Below are 17,131 nucleotides of genomic sequence, written 5' to 3' on the forward strand. Positions count from 1 at the left end.
TTCGTCAGATGGGGCTGGTAGTTCAGCGTGCGTTAACTGCGTGGCTCGCCCACTCGCGCCCGGTTTGCTCCTCTGCGGGCAGGCCAGCCGCGGCGAGGATCTGGTCCAGCAGGCGCTGGGTGCGAACAGCTTCGCGACCTGAAGTAAGTGGCTGGGCCCGGTCGCCGACCCGATCCAGGAAATGGTGAACGGCGGCCGAGAATCCCAGCGTGTCTGTCGCCGTAGCCCAGCCGTACGCTTCTGCACTCAGTTCCCGTGAAGTGGTGACGCCGTTGATGGTGGTGGAAACTGTCTCGGGCGCCCTGACTTCGACGGTCTTCCCGTCACCGTACGCGTCCAGCTTCTCGTTCCATGCTCCCGCTGTTCGGGCTGCCATCAGGACGCCGGTGTTGCCGGTGCTGAAGCGGATGGTCGCTGCGATTCCGTCTTCTTCCCAAGGATCTTCACCAGCAGCGTGGGCGGCCACGTGCTCAGGTTCGCCTCCGCAGTACCAGCGCAGGAGATCGACCATGTGGATGGCGTTCTCGAACGTTGCACGGTATTCGGATCCAGGGCGGTTCTTCTGGGCAACGCAGAAGGTGGCGCCTTTGTCGCCAAAAGCCTCCCGGCCGGCCGTGTAGACGGGTGCATAGCGCCGGTTGAAGTCAACCATGAGTATCCGTCCCCGCTCGTCGGCGAGGTCTGCCAGATGCTCTGCCTCATCTGTCGCTGGGGCTAGCGGTTTCTCGCAGAACACGTCCACGTCGCGGTTGAGGCAAAGCTCGACGGCGTGGGCGTGCTCGGAGCGCGGGGTCAGCACGAACACTGCATCCAGTTCCTGCGCGGCCAGCATCTCCTCCACTGTCTTGTAGGCGGCGTGGAAGCCCCAGCGCCGGACCAGGCTGCTGGGATCTTCGCGCCGGGAAACCAAGGCGGCCAACTCGACGTCGTCCCGTTGGACGAGGGTGGGCAGTTGCGCAATCGTGGCGATGTTGCCGGCGCCGATAACTCCGACACGGAGGCGATTTGTGTTCATCAGGCGTTCCTTACTTGGGCCAAATCAGTGAGCATTGCGCGCAGGACTGCGGCGGATTCCCGGAATCCATCCTCTGGGGTGGGGAGATCTTGCGGGTGCCAGCGGTATTCGAGTTCGATGCTCAGTACATCGTCGTAGCCGTGCTTCAGCAGTGCGGCGAGAATCGGGGACCACGGTACAACGCCGCTTCCGACCACACGTGACCGGACTGCACGCTCTGAGGCGTTGACCCTGGCCGTCTCCGAGGCTCGGAAGGTCGCCGTCGGGTCGGTGAAGACAAGGTCTTTGACGTGGACGTGGCCGATCAGGTCACCTTGGACGGCGAAGGCTTCTTCGTAGCTTTCGTCGTGCGTGAAAGTCAGGTTGGCCTGGTCGTAGAGCACGCGGACGGACGGCTGGGCAATTTCCCGGACGAGTGCCGCGGTGTCCGCTGCGGTCTGGGTCATCGTGCCGAAGTGGTTCTCCACGCAAAGGCGGACGCCAGCTTGATGGGCTTCGGGTGCGAGGGTCTCCAAGGCTTTGCGCAACTGCCCCCACCGCGCAGCGTGGTCGGTATCTCCGGGGTGCCAGGAGCCGGCATAGACACGGACCCTGTCAGCCCCGAGCAGTTGTGCGGTATCTATGGCCCCGCGGAATTCGTCGACCGCTTTGCGCCATTCGGCATCGTCCAGTGAGTTGATGGCTGTGGTGTACGGCGTTAGTCCCACGATTGGTATGCCTTCGCCTTCGGACGCTTTGAGTGCCTCCATCGCGGAGTGCCGCTCCCCCAGGGGCAAACCGGACTTGTAGTCGTCCTGGTAGATGATTTCTGCCGCATCGAGCCCTGCGGCCCGGAAGAGACTCAGTGCTTGGGGAACCGTGTGGTTCGGGGTGCCTAGTGTGTGACCCGCTAGCCGCATTGTTCTATGTCCTTTCTGAAGTGTGTGGAGCTGCTGCCCAGTCCGTGGGACCGACCAGTCGGGGAGGGGCCGGGACGCGGGATCGATCCACGATTTCCATCAGCAGGCCCCAGGGGGTTATGAAATAGGTCCAGCGGTTGCCGGCTACACGCGGGCTATCGCCGGCAACTTCCTTGCGCTCACCGAGCACACGTACTCCAGGCGTTTCCTGCAGCACGGCAATGGCTTCATCGACGTCATCCACAACGAAGCACAGGTGGTGCCCTCCGGCGTCGCAATGCCTCGGTGGCGTCTCCCGCCGCTCAGCACTGCTCCACTCGAAAAGCTCGATATTGAGATTCGGTGGCAGCCGCAACATGGCGAGCGTGAGCTTGGCATCTGGCGGGACTTCAAAGTTCGTGGGCATGAACTCTTCGTCCGGCCCGCGTTCGGAGCGGTATAACTCTTCAGCTCCAAGAACGTCGACGAAGAAGCGAATGCCTTCTTCAAGGTTGGGAACCGTCAAACCGACGTGGTCCGTGTGCTGGAGCCCCGGCAGACGCCGAAGCCTCTGCTCCTGCGCCCCGCTCATTTGCGGGGCTCCGAGGTGGAGCCTCGGACCAGGAGTTCGGGTTCGAGGACGATATGGTCCACGGAACCGTCAACATTTTGCTTTTCAGCCAGTTCGATGGCGATGTGTCCCATGTCAGCGATCGGCTGCCGCACAGTTGTCAGTGGTGGGTTGAAGCGGGCACCTAGAGCGAGCCCATCAAACCCGATGACCGACACGTCTTCCGGTACCCGAAGGCCACTTCGACCGAGCGCCGAAATCACGGCGAAAGCCACCATGTCGTTGGCCGCAATGATCGCTGTGGGTGGATTGTCCATTTCCAGGAAATGCTCTGCGCCGCGCGTGCCCGCGTCAAGGTCTGACCCGCTGTCGAGCACTACAGGTGTGCTTCCGCTTTGGGCGGTGAGCTCCAGATAGGCGTCCATCCGGTCCTGGGCCGTGTGTGTCCCGGCGATACCGGATACGTATCCGATTGAGGTATGCCCCAGGGAATGCAGATGATCCAACGCCAGCATGATTCCTTTGCGGCTGTCGACGGTAACCGTTGGAACGGAGTCGTCGCCTTCCACGCGGTCAATCACCACCACCTTGTGCCCGAAGGCGAAACGCTTCAGCGCCTCGGTATCGACCTTTGTGGAGGGTGCCACAATCCCGAACGGGGCATACATCGCCTGCATGGCCGTGAAGTATCCATCGGATTTGGCAGGGTCGCCGTTGGTGACGCAGAGCATGAGCTGGTAGCCGCGCTCGTCAGCTGCTTGTGTCATCGTCTTGGCAAGTTCTGCAAAGAACGGATTCGTAATGTCAGGGACGATCAGAGGGATGATGGTGCTGGTCTTTCGACGGAGCGCCTGTGCCAGCGGACTCATGGTGTAGCCAAGTCCCTCGGCGACCCGGAGGATATGCTCGCGCGTTTCACTCTTTACCGCCTCAGGGCGCGAGAACGCCCTGGAGACCGTTGACCGGTGGACACCGGCAGCTTTTGCAACGACGTCGATACTCAAGTCAGGCATGTTCGATTCCTCCGTGCTGGTCGTCATACGCCTGCCAAATGGGGCGCATGACATCTTCGAGCTGGGCCAGCGTTGTCAGGCCCTGGAATCCATCTTCCAGCGTCCGGGCGACACTTCGGACAAACGGATCGTAGAGTGGGTCGCTATCGACATTGATCTTGTCGACTTCCGTGGTGCCGTCCGTTGACGTGAAAGTAGCTGTGCCGTCGGAATCAACGGCGGCGAATCCCGCTTCGCCGACCGAGGTGAAGCTGCAGTACCGCTTCAGCGGCGAGCCAGGGAATGCGTAGCCGACTTCCACGATGGTTTCGCGGCCCTCGGGCGTAGTGAGGATTAGGCTCGCGTGATCCTCAATATCTTGGCCGTGAAGAACTGTTGAGAGCCGGGACTGCACCTGCAGCTCTGATTCGCCGGTGCCCCTTAGAAACAGGTCAACAAAATGTGGGGCCAGGTTGGCCAGGCAGCCTCCCCCAGCCCTGGAAGGATCGAGCATCCAGGGATTGGCATTGTGGAGGTAACGGGATGGCGGACCAGCAATGAACGAGGACCGTTGATAACTTGGCCGGCCTGCCTTGGCGAGCCATTGGTCCGTCGGGCCGCCACGCTGAACCAAGGGCACAGTGGCCGGCACACCAGCTGCTTCGGCAGCTTGTCGCACGGCAGAAAGCTCGCTAAGGGAAGTGCCCAACGGCTTTTCGACCACGAAGGGAATTCTCCGCTCGATCAGGGCCATGCACTTCTCTGCCATCCCCTCGTGGGGACCAAACACATAGGCGAGTCCCACATCGGGCAAATCCACCAGCTTTCGCCAGTCAGCTTCAGCTGGCGCTCCCCAGTGGGCGGCCAGTTTCTGCACCTGCACCCGGGAAACATCATCGTCGCCTACTGCGATCATGTCGTGCTCTTCGGCCATAGCCTGTGCGCAGAGTGGAACATGCCAGTGGGAAGCACCAAGAATAATTGTTCGTACTTTAGTCAACCGCAATACCCCCTTGTATGAGATCGGTTGCTGAGATCGGTTGCAATAACACTATGGATGGTGGGAGAGTTTGTCAACGAAACATCGATTGAGCCGGGGTTGGCTGGAGCAAAGGAGCCACCCGGCCAGAGAGAGGCCATCATGAATAAGAAACTTCGTACCCTGCAGACCATCGACGAGTCCGGGGCCGTCCTAATCGTGCGACTAGAGAGCGCCGAGGTTGCCGAGAAGGTCGCTGAGGCTGCCATCGAGGGGGGCTTCCGGGCATTGGAGATCACTCTGTCGATTCCCGGGGCCGTTGAGGTGATCCGGCGCCTGGCCGCAAAGCATGGACCAAGCGGTGTGGCGGTTGGTGCGGGAACGGTTCTTGACGAGCACTCCGCGTACGAGTGCATCCGCGCTGGCGCCGAGTTCCTCGTCAGCCCCCAGTTGAACCCTGCGATGATCCGGACCGCGAACCGCTATCAGGTGCCAACCATCAGCGGAGCCTTCACTCCCACGGAATTCGTTGAGTCCGCCGAGGCAGGCGCTGACATCCTCAAGCTCTTCCCCACCGAGGCCGGCGGGGTGGCCTATGCGAAAGCAGTGCTGGCACCTCTGGCGCACCTGCCGATCATGCCCGCAGGTGGCGTCACACTGGAAAATGTTGGCGAGTGGTTCGCCGCAGGCGTGGCGGGCGTCGGCGTGGGCAGTTACGTTACCAAGGCATGGCAGCCTGACGGGGACTTCACCCGCGTCACCGAAGCAGCCCGAGCCTTCCTCGCAGCAGTAGCAGAGGCCCGCGGATAATGTCTCCCCAGGTCTTCATCGTCATTGGACCAGCCGGCTCAGGGAAAACAACCATCGCTCAACAAACGGCTGAGAAGCATCAAGCGGCTTACCTGGACAAGGACCGGGTGAGCGGCCGCTTCGTCGAATTCGCACTGACCGCCACGGGGCATGACCCGACCGACCGCGAGTCAAACGATTACTATCGTGCCAATCTGCTGCCCCTTGAGTACGAGACCCTCATGGATGTGGCAGGAGTAAACCTGCGCCTCGGCCGCTCCGTAGTTCTCGATGCCCCCTTCGGGGCCTATTTTGACGATCCGGACTACCTAACCCGTACGGTAAATGACTTCCACTGGCCCTCTCCCGAGATCACCGTGATACGAGTCCGGGTGCCCCAAGACGTCCTGCGTTCGCGACTCATCCGGCGTGCTTTGGAGCGTGACAACTGGAAACTCGCACACTGGGATGACTACTGGGCCACTTACGGCCGCCTGGAATGCAGCTGGTCCGGCGTGCAGTTTCAGGACTTCGACAACGAGGCACCGCTTTCCCTCGATTGATGCAGCCTCGCTACGGGTTATGAGTGGCGTTGGCATAGGACGAAGCGTCTCTACTACACATTGACAAAGATCACATTCCATCCGTATCGTTGAATGCAACCGATCTCAGCAACCGATCTCATTCGGAAGTCCGGAGGATTGTGAAAGCTTTCTTCGCTTAGGAGCAAGCAGCGCCGCCCGCCCCGCACCGGCCGCCTCCCCTGGCATTTCGTCATCCGGTCGGACGCATTCACAGGCGGCACCATCCCGCACACCAGGTGCCCAGATCCAGCACTATAACCACAGCGCTAAACGTGAAAACATGGAGAGTTCAATGAAGACCTCAAAAGAAGCAGTCGGCAGTCCCGACACTTCGGGGCGTCCCGAAACGTCCAAACATCCGCGCCGCACCCTGAACCTGGTGGCAGGCACCATCGGCCACTTCGTTGAGTGGTACGACTGGTACATCTATGGGCTGCTCGCAGCGGTATTCTCGTCGCAGATATTCCCCAGCGACTCCCCGTTCGCCTCCCTGATCGCCGCACTCCTGACATATGCCGTTGGGTTTGTTGTACGGCCTCTTAGCGGCATTATCATCTCGCCACTGGCTGATCGTTTTGGACGGCGGCTCATCCTGACTCTATCCGTCTCCGGGATGGCGCTCGGCTCACTCATCATCGGCCTCACACCATCATTTGCGAGCATCGGCTATGCGGCACCCGTCCTCTTCCTAATTGCCCGCGTCATCCAGGGCATTTCGGCCGGCAGCGAGGGCCAAAGTGCTATCGCGTTCATGGTCGAACACGCTCCAGCGAACAGGCGAGGCCTGTTCGGTTCCTTCACCAACATGGCAAGTGGCCTCGCGACCCTGGCAGCCACCGGTGCAGCAGCAATGGTGACGTCATCGTTCTCCACCGCCGATCTCGCCGCATGGGGATGGCGCATCCCCTTCGTTGTGGGCGGCTTCCTCGGCATCGTCGGCCTGATCCTGAGGGCCCGGGCTGAAGAAACCCCCGAATTCGAAGCAGAAGCCCTTGTCGACCAGAAGTCCGCTGCGGCGCGCCTGATGGACCTGCTTCGCGAGCACCCGAAGGCCCTGCTTCAGGCAGCTGCACTCTCCGCACCAGCCGTGGCCTATTACACCTGGGCCACCTTCCTTCCCACGTACGCTAAACTCACCAGCGGCCGGGACCTCTCGTCCACACTCGCCGGAAGCGTTATCGGGCTGGCCTTGCTGGTGGTTATCGTGCCGACATGCGGCGCACTCTCTGATCGACTCGGCCGGCGCAAAATCTTCCCCATCATCGGCGCCATCGGCATGATCGTTCTCTTCTACCCCTTGCTCCTGCTCCTCAACCAGCCGGGCTTCTGGGTATACGTCCTGGTCTCGGCCTCCGGGTGGGTAGTTCTCGGCATCTGGCAGTCGGTCTATCCGACCATCCAGGCCGAATTGTTCCCGGCTTCCGTCCGGGTATCAGGCATCGGTTTCGCGCATCAGATCGTGATTGCCGTCTTTGGTGGAACCGCACCTCTGATCGCTGCCGCATTTGTCGGAGCCGGGCAGCCGATGCTCGTGGCTGTCTACATGATCGTCGTCGTCGCATTGTGCCTCGTCGTGTACTTCACGCTGCCGGAGACCGGCAACCGCGGTGACCGTTCCACTGTGGCACTCGCAGACCCTGAGGTACTCGAAGGCGAAAAGTTGGTTTCGGGCACGACGTCGATGGTCGACGTCTCCCGGCACTCCAAATAGACGGTCGGCTCGGAGCTGCGGCAGCTCGGCCGCAGCTCAAAATTTATAGAGCGTTATGAAGGGAAGCTTCTTTCTCCATGGCGCGGAATTGAGAGGACTTCTCCTACGTGAACAGCATGATTATCAATACGTTTTCATATCTTTGGTCAGCGACGGCGATCGATGCCATAGCCGAGCTTGTCGACAACGGCTACAAAACGTTCGAGGTTCCAGTCAGTTCTCCGCATTGCTGGCCGGATGAGTTAACAACCTCCGAACGCACGGCCATCCAAGACAGGCTCAGCCACTACGGCGCGAAAATACGGTCCTTGAACGCTGGCGGATATGACATCAACCTGGCCAGCCCTGGGGCCAGCATGCGCCGCAAGAGTATTGATCACATCAAATCGGTAATTGACTTGGCGGCCGCTTGGGACGTAACCGAGGTTGTGATCTCCCCCGGCACCCGCCGTCCTATGATCTCGCCCTCGCTCGAAAGCGTCCACGGATGGATGTATGAAAGCCTGGAAAGTCTCATCCCGGTGGCCAAGCAGGCTGGCACACGATTGCTCTTCGAAAACACCCCGTACTGCTTCACTCCCACAATTCAGGACTTGGCAGGTGTCGTCAGCACGATCAACGACGATTCTGTCAAGATCGTCTACGACGTCGCCAACGCCGCTTTCATCGGAGAAGATCCCGTGTCTAGTCTGCGGGAACATCACCAGGCCATCGGACTGGTGCACATTTCCGACACCGGCGTGGACACTTGGGGTCACGACCCCATCGGCACGGGAGTCATCAACTGGCCTGGGCTGGGCGACGCCGTCAAGGACACGTGCGGCGTCGGGAATGTCGTTCTGGAGATCATCCGTGAAGACAATCCGGTCCACGAATTTGCGAAAGCAATGCAGGACCTCAAGAACCACGGATGGGAACTGGAGAGTTAACTCCTCATGCCGAAAACCGGGCTCCACCAAGAGTTTATTCAAGCATGGAAGAAACCAGCATTGTTGAGATCTAATTTTCAATGCGAAACAACCTGAAAGAGGAGTTTGTCTAATGAGGGCTTTGGTCAGTGGCGGAAGCAGCGGAATCGGCGCAGCAGCATCCCTGAGACTCGCGGAGGCAGCCCTTGCGCGCGGGGAGCAGCCAATGATTGCAGTCTGCGGACACGAATCAAACAGCAGCCAAGAGCAGGTCGTTCGTTCAATCCAGGCTATGGGAGGCACCGCCATCGCACTGGCAGGTGATCTCGGCGACCCCAACGTGCCAAGCCAGCTGGTCAAAGCTGCAGTTGCAGAATTCGGTGGCCTGGACGCGTTGGTAGCCAACGCCGGAATCGCCAACCCCGGACCCATATGCGACGTCTCCCTTGAAGACTGGGACGCAATGTTCTCCGTCAACCTGCGCGGCTCGTGGCTTCTCGCCAAAGCAAGCCACCAACACCTGAAGGACAGCCACGGCGCCGCCTGCTTCACATCCTCCATGTCCGGTCAACAACCACACGCGGGATCCGGCGCCTACAGCCCAAGCAAGGCCGCGCTGACAATGTTGGCCCAGACACTCGCATTGGAATGGGCACCCGACGGCATCCGCGTCAACGTAGTCTCCCCCGGCATGACCCACACTCGGATGACCGAAAAAATGTATGAAGATCCCAAAATCAAGAAGGCACGGGAGGAAATTATCCCGCTCGCAAGAATAGGAGATCCGATGGACATCGCCAACGTGATCGAATTTCTCGTAAGCCCACTATCCGGCTATGTCACCGGTCAAGATATCTGCGTCGATGGCGGCTTCTCCAAGTCCATTCTTAGCCATATCCCCGGACGACCCAGCTCGAAATAACAGACCTGAAGGCCCGTCATGGGCCGCAGGGGCTACCTGCGGCCCATGACCTTCAGACGGCGGAATCGCCTCCAGAACAAAGATGGCACGCAATGAGGTGCCAAAAACTTATCCCGCCAGGCTGGTGACTGACACGGGCTCGCGGGAAACCGGCGTTCGCGAGGTGGCCGGCGGCGGAGCTTCTTTGACGGCCGTTCGAACTTCAGTTAGCAATACACGAGGAGGCACCTTGTATATGGCAAAAAGCATATTGGATGGCACGGAGTGGACCGCAACAGAATTTGCAGGGCTTCTTCCGGAAAAGCAGAGAGCAACCCGCCAGGAATTGGCATGCCTTTCTTGTGACGGACGGGCCGTGTTCCGAGCGGGACAGCAGCGTCAGCCGTCGTTCGCAGCCAGACACCGGCAGGACTGCCGATTGGTTTCGAGGCCGTGGAGCGCCTTTAGATTCCTTGCAGAAGCAGGACGAGGTACTTAGCGTGCCGTACGCATGGTTCCGCAGATTGATCACCACACTTCGCAAGCCGTTTCGAGCACTGACGGCTTGTCGTGGACACCGTATCGAGTTTGAGCCTGGACTCGATCAACCCCTATTCGCCCAGATCAATTCGGCTTCGGTGCTCGGAGGCGCCAACAGCTCAGGGGCTGCACTCGCTGTTTGACATTGTCCTTACGGCTGGTTGCTGACCTTACATAGGTGCTCATCGCATGTGTGCATATCGGCTCTAGACAACCCCTCTATGGTGATAAGCCAAGCCATGAGTGTCCGGAGTTGACGGAAATCTGGCGGGCGATGGGGCGGTTGAGGCAGTGGCAGACTTCCCTTAGGCTCCTGCCTCCTGCGGTGCGACGCTGGATGTGGGCACGGGCGGCGGGGTCTGTGAGGCTTCGGGTCCGGGCGACGACGTCTAGTGCGCGGTTGAGTTGCCGGTCTCCGTACCGGCTGAGCTGGCGCCTAGTCGTGTTTGCCAACCCCGCGGACGTCCAGGACTCTCGAGGCCATGAGCTCGGCATGCTTCGCCAGGGCGCGCTGGTCGCCCTCCAGCTCCGCGCCGAGGGTGATGACGGCATCCGATTAGCCCGGGGTCTGGTAGCAGGGCACGGCATCTCCCTACGTCTTGCGTCTAAAGAAGCGGACCCCTCTGTGGCACTGAGCACGGCCCGACCGCGAGGAGTGGCGCCCCTCAGCGTTTCGTCTGAGAGGCGCCACCGGTGAAGCATCCCGGAAATCAGGCTTCCAGCGTCACCGTCGTGGCACCGGTCACGCGCGCAGCCTGGAGTTCCAGCAGTTCGGCTCGCAGTGAGGTGTCCAGAGCCGCCTCCAGAACCGTGAGTGCCAGGACGGTGGCGCCGTCGAGGATGGCTTCGTCCGCCTCCGGTGAGATGGCGGCGGCGGTGAAGTCCGGGTGGTGCGGGACCGCTGTGCTGTTGCGGACCACCACCATGCCGTGCACGGACGGGACTACCTGGGAGACGTTGCCCATGTCGGAGGAGCCGCCGCCGAAGATGGGCGTGGTGTCCACGGGCCTTCCGACGGCTTCCATGTTGGCGTCCCATGCTTTGCCCAGCCCCGCGTGGGTATTGATGGGAGCGTAGGGGTGTTCGGTCTGCCGGTGCGTCCATGTGCAGCCTGTGGCGATGGCCGCACCTTCGAAGCACGCGAGGACCCGCCGCTTGAGGTCCCGCCACACATCAACGTCTCCTGCGCGGACTTCCACCTGAACGGTGGCGTCGCCGGCGATGACGTTCGTGGCGCCGCCGCCGTGCGAGATAAAGGCGTTGGTGTTTGCGTTCTCCGGCAGGTGCTGCCGCAGGACGGCCATGTTCATCAGGGCCAGACTCGCCGCCGCGCCAGCGTTGATGGCCTTGTCCGGGGCGCCGGCTGCGTGGGCTTCGCTGCCTTTGAACTGCACTTCGAAGCGCTCGACGGCGGCCATACTGAAAGCCGAGGCGCTCCGCTCAGCGCCCGTCATGCCATGCACCATGAGAGAGAACGCTGCGTCCTCCCACGCTCCTGCCTGGAGCAGCGAGACTTTTCCGCCGCCGTGTTCCTCAGCGGGCGTGCCGAGGAGTTTGATCCGCAGTCCAGCGGCGTCGGCCACGGGCTTAAGGGCCAGCGCAGCGCCGACGCCTGCTGCGGCGATCATGTTGTGCCCGCACGCATGGCCGACTTCAGGGAGGGCATCGTATTCGGCGCAGATGACCACGGTCAGTTCGCCGGTGCCGTAGACGGCCTCGACCGCCGTCGGAACATCATAGGCGCGTTCGGTCACCTCGAAGCCGCCGTCGCGGAGGACAGCGGCCACGGCCGCTGCTGAGTCGTGTTCTTCCCAGGAGATCTCTGCCAGTGCATGGACCTTGTGGCTAAGTTCAAGGATGGAAGGCCCGACGGCGGCAGCGGACTCGCGTACGGTGTCGCGCAAGGTGTCCCGGGAGGTGGTGTCGATGGAAACGGTCATTGTTGATCCTTCGTGTCGAGGTGAGTTAGTTGGCAGGTTCGAGGACGTCATCGACATTCGACGATGACGTGGTTGAGTCAACCGATGTGGTCCGGGCTTGGCGGATGAAGAGCACGGCCACGGCGAAGAGGACGCAGACTCCGGCGCAGATCCACCAGACGGCGTGGAAGGACAGCTCGGTGGCGGCCCGCGTTCCGGCCGCGGTTGGTGTGGCGAGTGCTGCCATCAGCAGCGCGAAAAGTGCACCGGCGACTCCTCCGGCGGCGGTGCGGGCTGTGTTGTATAGCCCCGAGGCGATACCCACTGAATCGACTGCTGCGCGCTGGACCACCAAAGTGGGCAGCGTACCGCTGACCAGCCCCGCACCGAGCCCGGCCATGACGAGCCACACCGCGAAGGTCACCAGAGTACCCGGCGCCAGAATCATCAGGACGTACGCAATTGCGCTGAGGCCCCCTCCAAGAGCCACACTCCGTGGGCCGCCGATCAGCCGGGATGCCCGGTCGCTGAATGAGGCACCCAGGAAGGCTGCAAGCGCCATGATGCTGAGCATTGTTCCAGCGGCAGAGGCTGCAGCGCCGAAGCCGAATCCCAGCGTGGCCGGATCGGAGCGCAGGTAGACGGAGATGGGTGCTTGCGCGCCGAACAGTTGCGCGCCGTAAAGGAAGGCGACGACGATCGGGAGACCAATGCCGCCACGAAGGAGCATGGTGAGGTCCACCAGGGGGTGTTCTGTCCTGCGGGCTGAAACCACCCAGCCGACCAAGAGGGCAATGCCGACCGCCATCGCGAGGGCCGTGGTCAGCGGCGGCCATGTTGAGAGATTTGAAGCGCCTCCCAGGAGAGCAGCCAAGCCACCGCCAAGCAGTGCAGCACCGAGATAATCCACCCGGCCTTCGCTCCGCAGCGGGCTTTCCTTGACGAAGAACGCGATGCCGGGGACGCACAGGGCCATGAAGATCGCTGGCATCAACAGAGTGATGGACAGGCTCTCAGTCGCGTCGAGGACAAATCCGGCCAGGAAACCGCCGATCGTTGCGCCGAGGGTCAACGCCGCCACGAGCCTGCCGATGCTTCGCCCAGAGCGTTCAGAGTCGCGTTGATGGACGATGGCGAATTCCAAGGGGAGGAAAACGGCCAGCGGGGCCTGGATAGCACGTCCCAGAAGGAACAGTTCGTAGTTTGGGGCGAAGGCAACCAAGACGGAAGCGGCGGCAACGATAGCCGTGGAAATCATGAGTATCCGCTTGTGCCCGTGGATGTCACCCAGCTTGGACAGCAAAGGGACCACCAACACTGTCGCCAACAAGTAGGCGGCGCTGATCCAATTCAGGGATGCTGCCGAGACTCCATGGTGTTCACCAATGGAAGAGAACAGAGGATTCAGCCAGCCCTGAAGTATGCCACTGCCAAGCTCCATGACCACCAGGAAACCGACGGCTCCTGCCGCCGTGGTGGATTTCTGCGCCGTTGTACGCATGTGCGCTCCGATGTGATGAGAAGTGAACGGGATCACAACATCATGGAAGTGCCGTGTTTCCAATTGATGAAATTGCAGCTTTCCATGGATATTCTGTTGTCTATGCCGGAAAACATGCTTGATCCCCTTGAGGAGCGCCTCATTCATGCTCTTCAGATCGAAGGTCGCGCGCCGTGGAGTGAACTGGCCCCCATGATCGGAGTCGACGCCGTAACCCTCGCCAGGCGCTGGGACTCCCTGAGGGAACGCGGGCTCGCATGGGTCACCGGTATCTTCCCCGACGGAGCATCGGCACTGGTGGACATCACGTGCAAACCCCAGCAAACGGGCGAAGTGGCCCGCCAACTGGCACAGATCCCGGAAGTGATGACCCTCGACCACACCTCCGGCGGACGGGATCTATTGGCCACGGTCCTCGCCGACTCCCCGCTCTCCATCTGGGACACAGTCACCAACCGCATCGGCGGCTTGGAAGGCGTCAGGAGTACCCAGACGCATCTCGTTACCGAAGTAGTCATGGAGGCCTCCGATTGGAGGCTCCGCGCCCTCACAACGCAGGAGGCAGCCAGGGTCCCCCGCCCTCGCCCACCACGGGCAAGGGCGCCGCGGACCGTGCACCCTGACGTCGAAGCAGCGCTCCGCCATTGCCTGGCCGAAGATGCGCGACGCCCCGTCAGCCGGATTGCCGCAGAACATGGACTAAGCGAACAGCGCGTCGCGGATGGGCTGGCCCGCATGCGGGCTGATGGCATGCTGCGGATACGCACGGACGTCGCACGGACGGTCACGGGTTGGCCCGTCTACGCCTGGTACTTTATGCGGACCGCCGCCAAGCACGTTCAGCAGATGAAAGGGCTCATGGCTAAGATTCCTGAAGCCCGAACGGCGCTGGCCGTCGCGAGCCAGTACAACATGGTGGTGGCCGTGTGGCTGAAGGAAATGTCCGATGTCATGCGCTTCGAGGCTGCCATGGAGGCTGCAGTGCCGAGCGCCCGCATCGTTGACCGCAGCGTGGTGTTCAGGATGAGCAAGCACCTGGGCCGGCTCATCGATGAACAAGGGGCCGCGACGCTGGGATTCGTACACCCGTCGTCGGAAAGTAGCTAGCGTATCGGTTCTGAGGTTAAGTGGTCCTAAACCCTGGGAGGTCCCGTGCTCGATATCCGACGCCTGCAAATACTCAAGACCCTTGAGGTTGAGGGAACCATGACGGCCGTGGCCGCCAAGCTCCATATGACAACATCGGCGGTCAGTCAGCAGTTGGCCGTGCTGGAACGGGAGGCCGGGCTGGCGCTCCTGGTCCGCGCCGGCCGGAAAGTGCGGCTGACGGAGGCTGGAGTCATGCTGGTGAAGCATTTTGGCCGGATAGCTGCGGAAGTGGAGGCAGCCGAGGCGAACTTAAAGAAACTCCAAACAGATGTCCGCGGACACCTCGCCATCAGCGCCTTCCCCAGCTTTTGCAGCACGGTGCTCCCCGCCGCCGTCATGTCCCTTCAGGCCAACTACCCGAGACTCGACGTCACCGTGTCCGACCTCGAACCGTTCGAGAGTGTGGCCCAGTTGAGGGAAGGGAACATCGATGTCGCAGTGGTGGATGACCTGCACGACATCCAAGATGAGGGGCTCGTGAAGACTCTACTGGCCCGCGATGAAATCATCCTCTGCCTGCCTCAGGACCGGGAGGCACCGGACGCAGCGACGTTGGCCGACTACGCCGATGAACGCTGGATCCTTGACCAGGAAGGCAGCGTTTTTGAGCGGTTCGTTCTACAAACCTGCCGGGACGCTGGATTCGAGCCGAACGTCCTAGCGCACTGTCGGAACCTGATGGCCACCCTGGGGTTGGTCCGTGGTGGCCTCGGAGTCGCCTTGATGAGTGAACTGAACCTCGGCCGGGAAACGGAAGACCTGGTGGTGCGTCGAGTAGATCCAAGCTGCGGCCGCAACATCATTGTCTTGCACCGGGCGGCCAGCCGGGAATCGCCGGCAGTAGCCGCCGTCGTCGATGAACTGCGGAAAGCGACTGACGCCCGCCCGAAAGCTTGACGCGCGTTGGCGCTCAGGCCAATTGTTAAGTTCTGCTTGACGTTCCGTTCAAAATTTTCCGATAGACGCTGATCGAGTTCGCACCCAAGCTGGTAGGAGACCCCACACCAAACCTGCTTCGGAGGTATTCCATGGCTTTGAGTGCCCTTGACCTTTTTTCGATCGGAATCGGCCCCTCGTCGTCCCACACTGTGGGGCCAATGCGCGCCGCCCGCTCGTTCGTCGACGAACTGGAGAGGGAAAGAAGGTTCGACGCCGTTGATCGCGTTCACGCCGGACTTTTCGGTTCCTTGGGGGCTACCGGACGCGGGCACGGCTCGGACAAGGCGGTCATCCTGGGATTCATGGGCGAGTCGCCGGAAACCGTAGACACGCTGACGGCTGATCGCGTCGTTGACGAAGCCATAGACACCAAGAAAATACTGCTTGGAGGGCGCCGAATAATCACGTTCAACAGAACCAAGGACGTGGTGCTCCACCTGCGCAAGTCATTGCCGGCGCATCCCAACGGAATGCGGTTCCAGGCTTTCGACAACCAGGGAACAGTGCTGAGCGAACGCGTCTACTATTCCGTGGGTGGAGGATTCGTCGTTGACGAGGATGGAGTTGGACAGTCGCTCCCGGAGGCGGTGCAACTCCCCTACCCGTTTTCCAACGCCGAGGAATTGTTGGCACACTGCGAGCGTGAAGGCCTGGCCATCAGCGACATCATGCTCGCCAACGAAAGCGCTTGGCGCAGCGAGGAGGAAACCCGCGCGCAGTTGATGCACATCTGGGAAACCATGAAAGAGTGCGTGTCACGTGGGTGTAGCCGAACGGAAGAACACCTGCCCGGGAACCTGATGGTCCGCCGTCGCGCGCCCCGACTGCTGACGGACCTGCAAGCGAAAGACGACACCAGCGATCCCTTGCGTGCAGTGGACTGGGTTAACCTGTTTGCCCTGGCAGTGAACGAAGAGAACGCCACGGGTGGGCGCGTCGTCACCGCCCCCACCAACGGCGCTGCCGGAATCATTCCAGCGGTGCTGCATTACTATATGATGTTCACCCCCGGAGCCAACGAAGAATCAGTGATCCGATTCCTTCTTACCGCAGCTGCCATAGGTGTCCTTTTCAAGCAGAACGCCTCCATCTCCGGCGCCGAAGTGGGCTGCCAAGGGGAAGTCGGCTCAGCCTGTTCCATGGCAGCGGGCGCACTGTGCGAAATTCTGGGCGGCACACCCCGGCAGGTGGAGAACGCCGCGGAGATTGGTATCGAGCACAACCTCGGGCTGACCTGCGACCCCGTTGGTGGCCTTGTCCAAATCCCCTGCATCGAACGCAACGCCATGGCCAGCAACAAAGCCATCAACGCTGCACGGATCAGCCTGCGCGGAGACGGCGTCCACCACGTCTCGCTTGACACCGCCATCAAGACAATGCGAGAAACAGGTGCCGATATGAAGAGCAAGTACAAAGAAACGTCCCGGGGTGGCCTCGCCGTCAACGTGATCGCTTGCTAAGGCCCGCCGTTGCCTCCCCTAAGGAGTGGAGTTGAAGACTTGTGGATGGAGGGGGCTACTGGAGCTACTTGAAGGCACTCCAGAAGCGGGCACTACAGCTCAGGCACAACGCTTGTGCCCCATCGAGTCTCGAGAGACACACCAGCACCACACTGACGACCCGGATCTATCACAGCACGCAAGCGACGTGCCTTCTCGCGGGGTGTCCGCGGTGTCATGACGTGTCAGCCAGGACACCGCGTTATGTAGGTCCACATGCGGTCGTAGTGATCACAATGACCCCGCAATGCTGCCG

16 protein-coding genes are annotated in these 17,131 nt (G+C 61.3%); 9 read left to right on the top strand and 7 right to left on the bottom strand.

What is annotated here, in order from left to right; all coding sequences use genetic code 11:
- Positions 1-22: 22 nt before the first annotated feature.
- Genes J3A64_RS07625 through J3A64_RS07645 form a run of 5 tightly spaced genes read right to left on the bottom strand, consistent with a single transcriptional unit; the run spans position 23 to position 4,390 of the window.
- A complete protein-coding gene (locus J3A64_RS07625; protein WP_210063961.1) occupies positions 23-1,015 on the bottom strand; it encodes a Gfo/Idh/MocA family protein in 993 nt (330 codons plus the stop codon).
- Positions 1,015-1,914 carry a sugar phosphate isomerase/epimerase gene (locus tag J3A64_RS07630; RefSeq protein WP_014921670.1) on the bottom strand — a complete coding sequence of 300 codons (900 nt, stop codon included), beginning with the start codon at positions 1,912-1,914 and terminating at the stop codon, positions 1,015-1,017. Before J3A64_RS07630 ends, J3A64_RS07625 begins: the two co-directional genes overlap by 1 nt.
- Positions 1,915-1,918: 4 nt before the next feature.
- Complete coding sequence (locus tag J3A64_RS07635) at positions 1,919-2,485, bottom strand: VOC family protein (protein WP_014921669.1); 567 nt, start codon at positions 2,483-2,485, stop codon at positions 1,919-1,921.
- Positions 2,482-3,477 (bottom strand): LacI family DNA-binding transcriptional regulator, encoded by a 996-nt coding sequence (locus tag J3A64_RS07640; RefSeq protein WP_014921668.1) that lies wholly within the window; start codon positions 3,475-3,477, stop codon positions 2,482-2,484. Before J3A64_RS07640 ends, J3A64_RS07635 begins: the two co-directional genes overlap by 4 nt.
- Positions 3,470-4,390 (bottom strand): Gfo/Idh/MocA family protein, encoded by a 921-nt coding sequence (locus J3A64_RS07645; RefSeq protein ID WP_210063962.1) that lies wholly within the window; start codon positions 4,388-4,390, stop codon positions 3,470-3,472. Before J3A64_RS07645 ends, J3A64_RS07640 begins: the two co-directional genes overlap by 8 nt.
- A gap of 207 nt (positions 4,391-4,597) precedes the next feature.
- On the opposite strand from J3A64_RS07645, the gene J3A64_RS07650 reads away from it, so the two are divergent.
- The 6 genes from J3A64_RS07650 (at position 4,598) to J3A64_RS24065 (ending at position 9,827) form a co-directional block, all read left to right on the top strand.
- Positions 4,598-5,245 (top strand): bifunctional 4-hydroxy-2-oxoglutarate aldolase/2-dehydro-3-deoxy-phosphogluconate aldolase, encoded by a 648-nt coding sequence (locus tag J3A64_RS07650; protein ID WP_018778619.1) that lies wholly within the window; start codon positions 4,598-4,600, stop codon positions 5,243-5,245.
- On the top strand, positions 5,245-5,787 hold the full coding sequence (locus tag J3A64_RS07655) for an AAA family ATPase (RefSeq protein WP_210063963.1): 543 nt from the start codon (positions 5,245-5,247) through the stop codon (positions 5,785-5,787). The genes J3A64_RS07650 and J3A64_RS07655 overlap by 1 nt, the downstream gene beginning before the upstream one ends.
- 313 nt (positions 5,788-6,100) lie before the next feature.
- On the top strand, positions 6,101-7,519 hold the full coding sequence (locus tag J3A64_RS07660) for an MFS transporter (RefSeq protein ID WP_014921664.1): 1,419 nt from the start codon (positions 6,101-6,103) through the stop codon (positions 7,517-7,519).
- 116 nt (positions 7,520-7,635) lie between these two features.
- Complete coding sequence (locus tag J3A64_RS07665; protein WP_286176613.1) at positions 7,636-8,448, top strand: sugar phosphate isomerase/epimerase; 813 nt, start codon at positions 7,636-7,638, stop codon at positions 8,446-8,448.
- Between the two features lie 112 nt (positions 8,449-8,560).
- On the top strand, positions 8,561-9,349 hold the full coding sequence (locus tag J3A64_RS07670) for an SDR family NAD(P)-dependent oxidoreductase (RefSeq protein ID WP_210063965.1): 789 nt from the start codon (positions 8,561-8,563) through the stop codon (positions 9,347-9,349).
- 235 nt (positions 9,350-9,584) lie between these two features.
- On the top strand, positions 9,585-9,827 hold the full coding sequence (locus J3A64_RS24065) for a competence protein CoiA family protein (protein ID WP_374100559.1): 243 nt from the start codon (positions 9,585-9,587) through the stop codon (positions 9,825-9,827).
- A 751-nt stretch (positions 9,828-10,578) separates the two neighbouring features.
- Here the strand turns inward: J3A64_RS24065 and J3A64_RS07680 are convergent.
- Together J3A64_RS07680 and J3A64_RS07685 are read right to left on the bottom strand one after the other, a co-directional pair.
- The gene (locus J3A64_RS07680; RefSeq protein ID WP_210063966.1) at positions 10,579-11,808 is read right to left on the bottom strand and encodes a M20 family metallopeptidase; all 1,230 of its coding nucleotides are present in this window, start codon (positions 11,806-11,808) and stop codon (positions 10,579-10,581) included.
- A gap of 25 nt (positions 11,809-11,833) precedes the next feature.
- Positions 11,834-13,288: an MFS transporter gene (locus J3A64_RS07685; protein WP_210063967.1), complete on the bottom strand. Its 1,455-nt coding sequence runs from the start codon at positions 13,286-13,288 to the stop codon at positions 11,834-11,836.
- 102 nt (positions 13,289-13,390) lie between these two features.
- On the opposite strand from J3A64_RS07685, the gene J3A64_RS07690 reads away from it, so the two are divergent.
- From J3A64_RS07690 to J3A64_RS07700, 3 genes are all read left to right on the top strand, one after another.
- A complete protein-coding gene (locus tag J3A64_RS07690; protein ID WP_286176219.1) occupies positions 13,391-14,395 on the top strand; it encodes an Lrp/AsnC family transcriptional regulator in 1,005 nt (334 codons plus the stop codon).
- 45 nt (positions 14,396-14,440) lie between these two features.
- The gene (locus J3A64_RS07695) at positions 14,441-15,334 is read left to right on the top strand and encodes a LysR family transcriptional regulator (RefSeq protein ID WP_210063969.1); all 894 of its coding nucleotides are present in this window, start codon (positions 14,441-14,443) and stop codon (positions 15,332-15,334) included.
- Positions 15,335-15,465: 131 nt separating this feature from the next.
- On the top strand, positions 15,466-16,836 hold the full coding sequence (locus J3A64_RS07700; protein ID WP_210063970.1) for an L-serine ammonia-lyase: 1,371 nt from the start codon (positions 15,466-15,468) through the stop codon (positions 16,834-16,836).
- Positions 16,837-17,131 lie beyond the last annotated feature (295 nt).

It is taken from the genome of Pseudarthrobacter sp. PvP004 (assembly GCF_017876035.1).
Taxonomy (GTDB): domain Bacteria; phylum Actinomycetota; class Actinomycetes; order Actinomycetales; family Micrococcaceae; genus Arthrobacter; species Arthrobacter aurescens_A.

Excerpts from the sequence above, each read along its gene's own strand:
- J3A64_RS07685 (WP_210063967.1), bottom strand. The coding sequence starts at position 13,288 with ATGCGTACAACGGCGCAGAAATCCACCACGGCGGCAGGAGCCGTCGGT.
- J3A64_RS24065 (WP_374100559.1), top strand. The coding sequence starts at position 9,585 with ATGGCAAAAAGCATATTGGATGGCACGGAGTGGACCGCAACAGAATTT.
- J3A64_RS07665 (WP_286176613.1), top strand. The coding sequence starts at position 7,636 with ATGATTATCAATACGTTTTCATATCTTTGGTCAGCGACGGCGATCGAT.
- J3A64_RS07655 (WP_210063963.1), top strand. The coding sequence starts at position 5,245 with ATGTCTCCCCAGGTCTTCATCGTCATTGGACCAGCCGGCTCAGGGAAA.
- J3A64_RS07635 (WP_014921669.1), bottom strand. The coding sequence starts at position 2,485 with ATGAGCGGGGCGCAGGAGCAGAGGCTTCGGCGTCTGCCGGGGCTCCAG.
- J3A64_RS07690 (WP_286176219.1), top strand. The coding sequence starts at position 13,391 with ATGCCGGAAAACATGCTTGATCCCCTTGAGGAGCGCCTCATTCATGCT.
- J3A64_RS07680 (WP_210063966.1), bottom strand. The coding sequence starts at position 11,808 with ATGACCGTTTCCATCGACACCACCTCCCGGGACACCTTGCGCGACACC.
- J3A64_RS07660 (WP_014921664.1), top strand. The coding sequence starts at position 6,101 with ATGAAGACCTCAAAAGAAGCAGTCGGCAGTCCCGACACTTCGGGGCGT.
- J3A64_RS07625 (WP_210063961.1), bottom strand. The coding sequence starts at position 1,015 with ATGAACACAAATCGCCTCCGTGTCGGAGTTATCGGCGCCGGCAACATC.
- J3A64_RS07640 (WP_014921668.1), bottom strand. The coding sequence starts at position 3,477 with ATGCCTGACTTGAGTATCGACGTCGTTGCAAAAGCTGCCGGTGTCCAC.
- J3A64_RS07700 (WP_210063970.1), top strand. The coding sequence starts at position 15,466 with ATGGCTTTGAGTGCCCTTGACCTTTTTTCGATCGGAATCGGCCCCTCG.
- J3A64_RS07645 (WP_210063962.1), bottom strand. The coding sequence starts at position 4,390 with ATGGCCGAAGAGCACGACATGATCGCAGTAGGCGACGATGATGTTTCC.
- J3A64_RS07670 (WP_210063965.1), top strand. The coding sequence starts at position 8,561 with ATGAGGGCTTTGGTCAGTGGCGGAAGCAGCGGAATCGGCGCAGCAGCA.
- J3A64_RS07650 (WP_018778619.1), top strand. The coding sequence starts at position 4,598 with ATGAATAAGAAACTTCGTACCCTGCAGACCATCGACGAGTCCGGGGCC.
- J3A64_RS07630 (WP_014921670.1), bottom strand. The coding sequence starts at position 1,914 with ATGCGGCTAGCGGGTCACACACTAGGCACCCCGAACCACACGGTTCCC.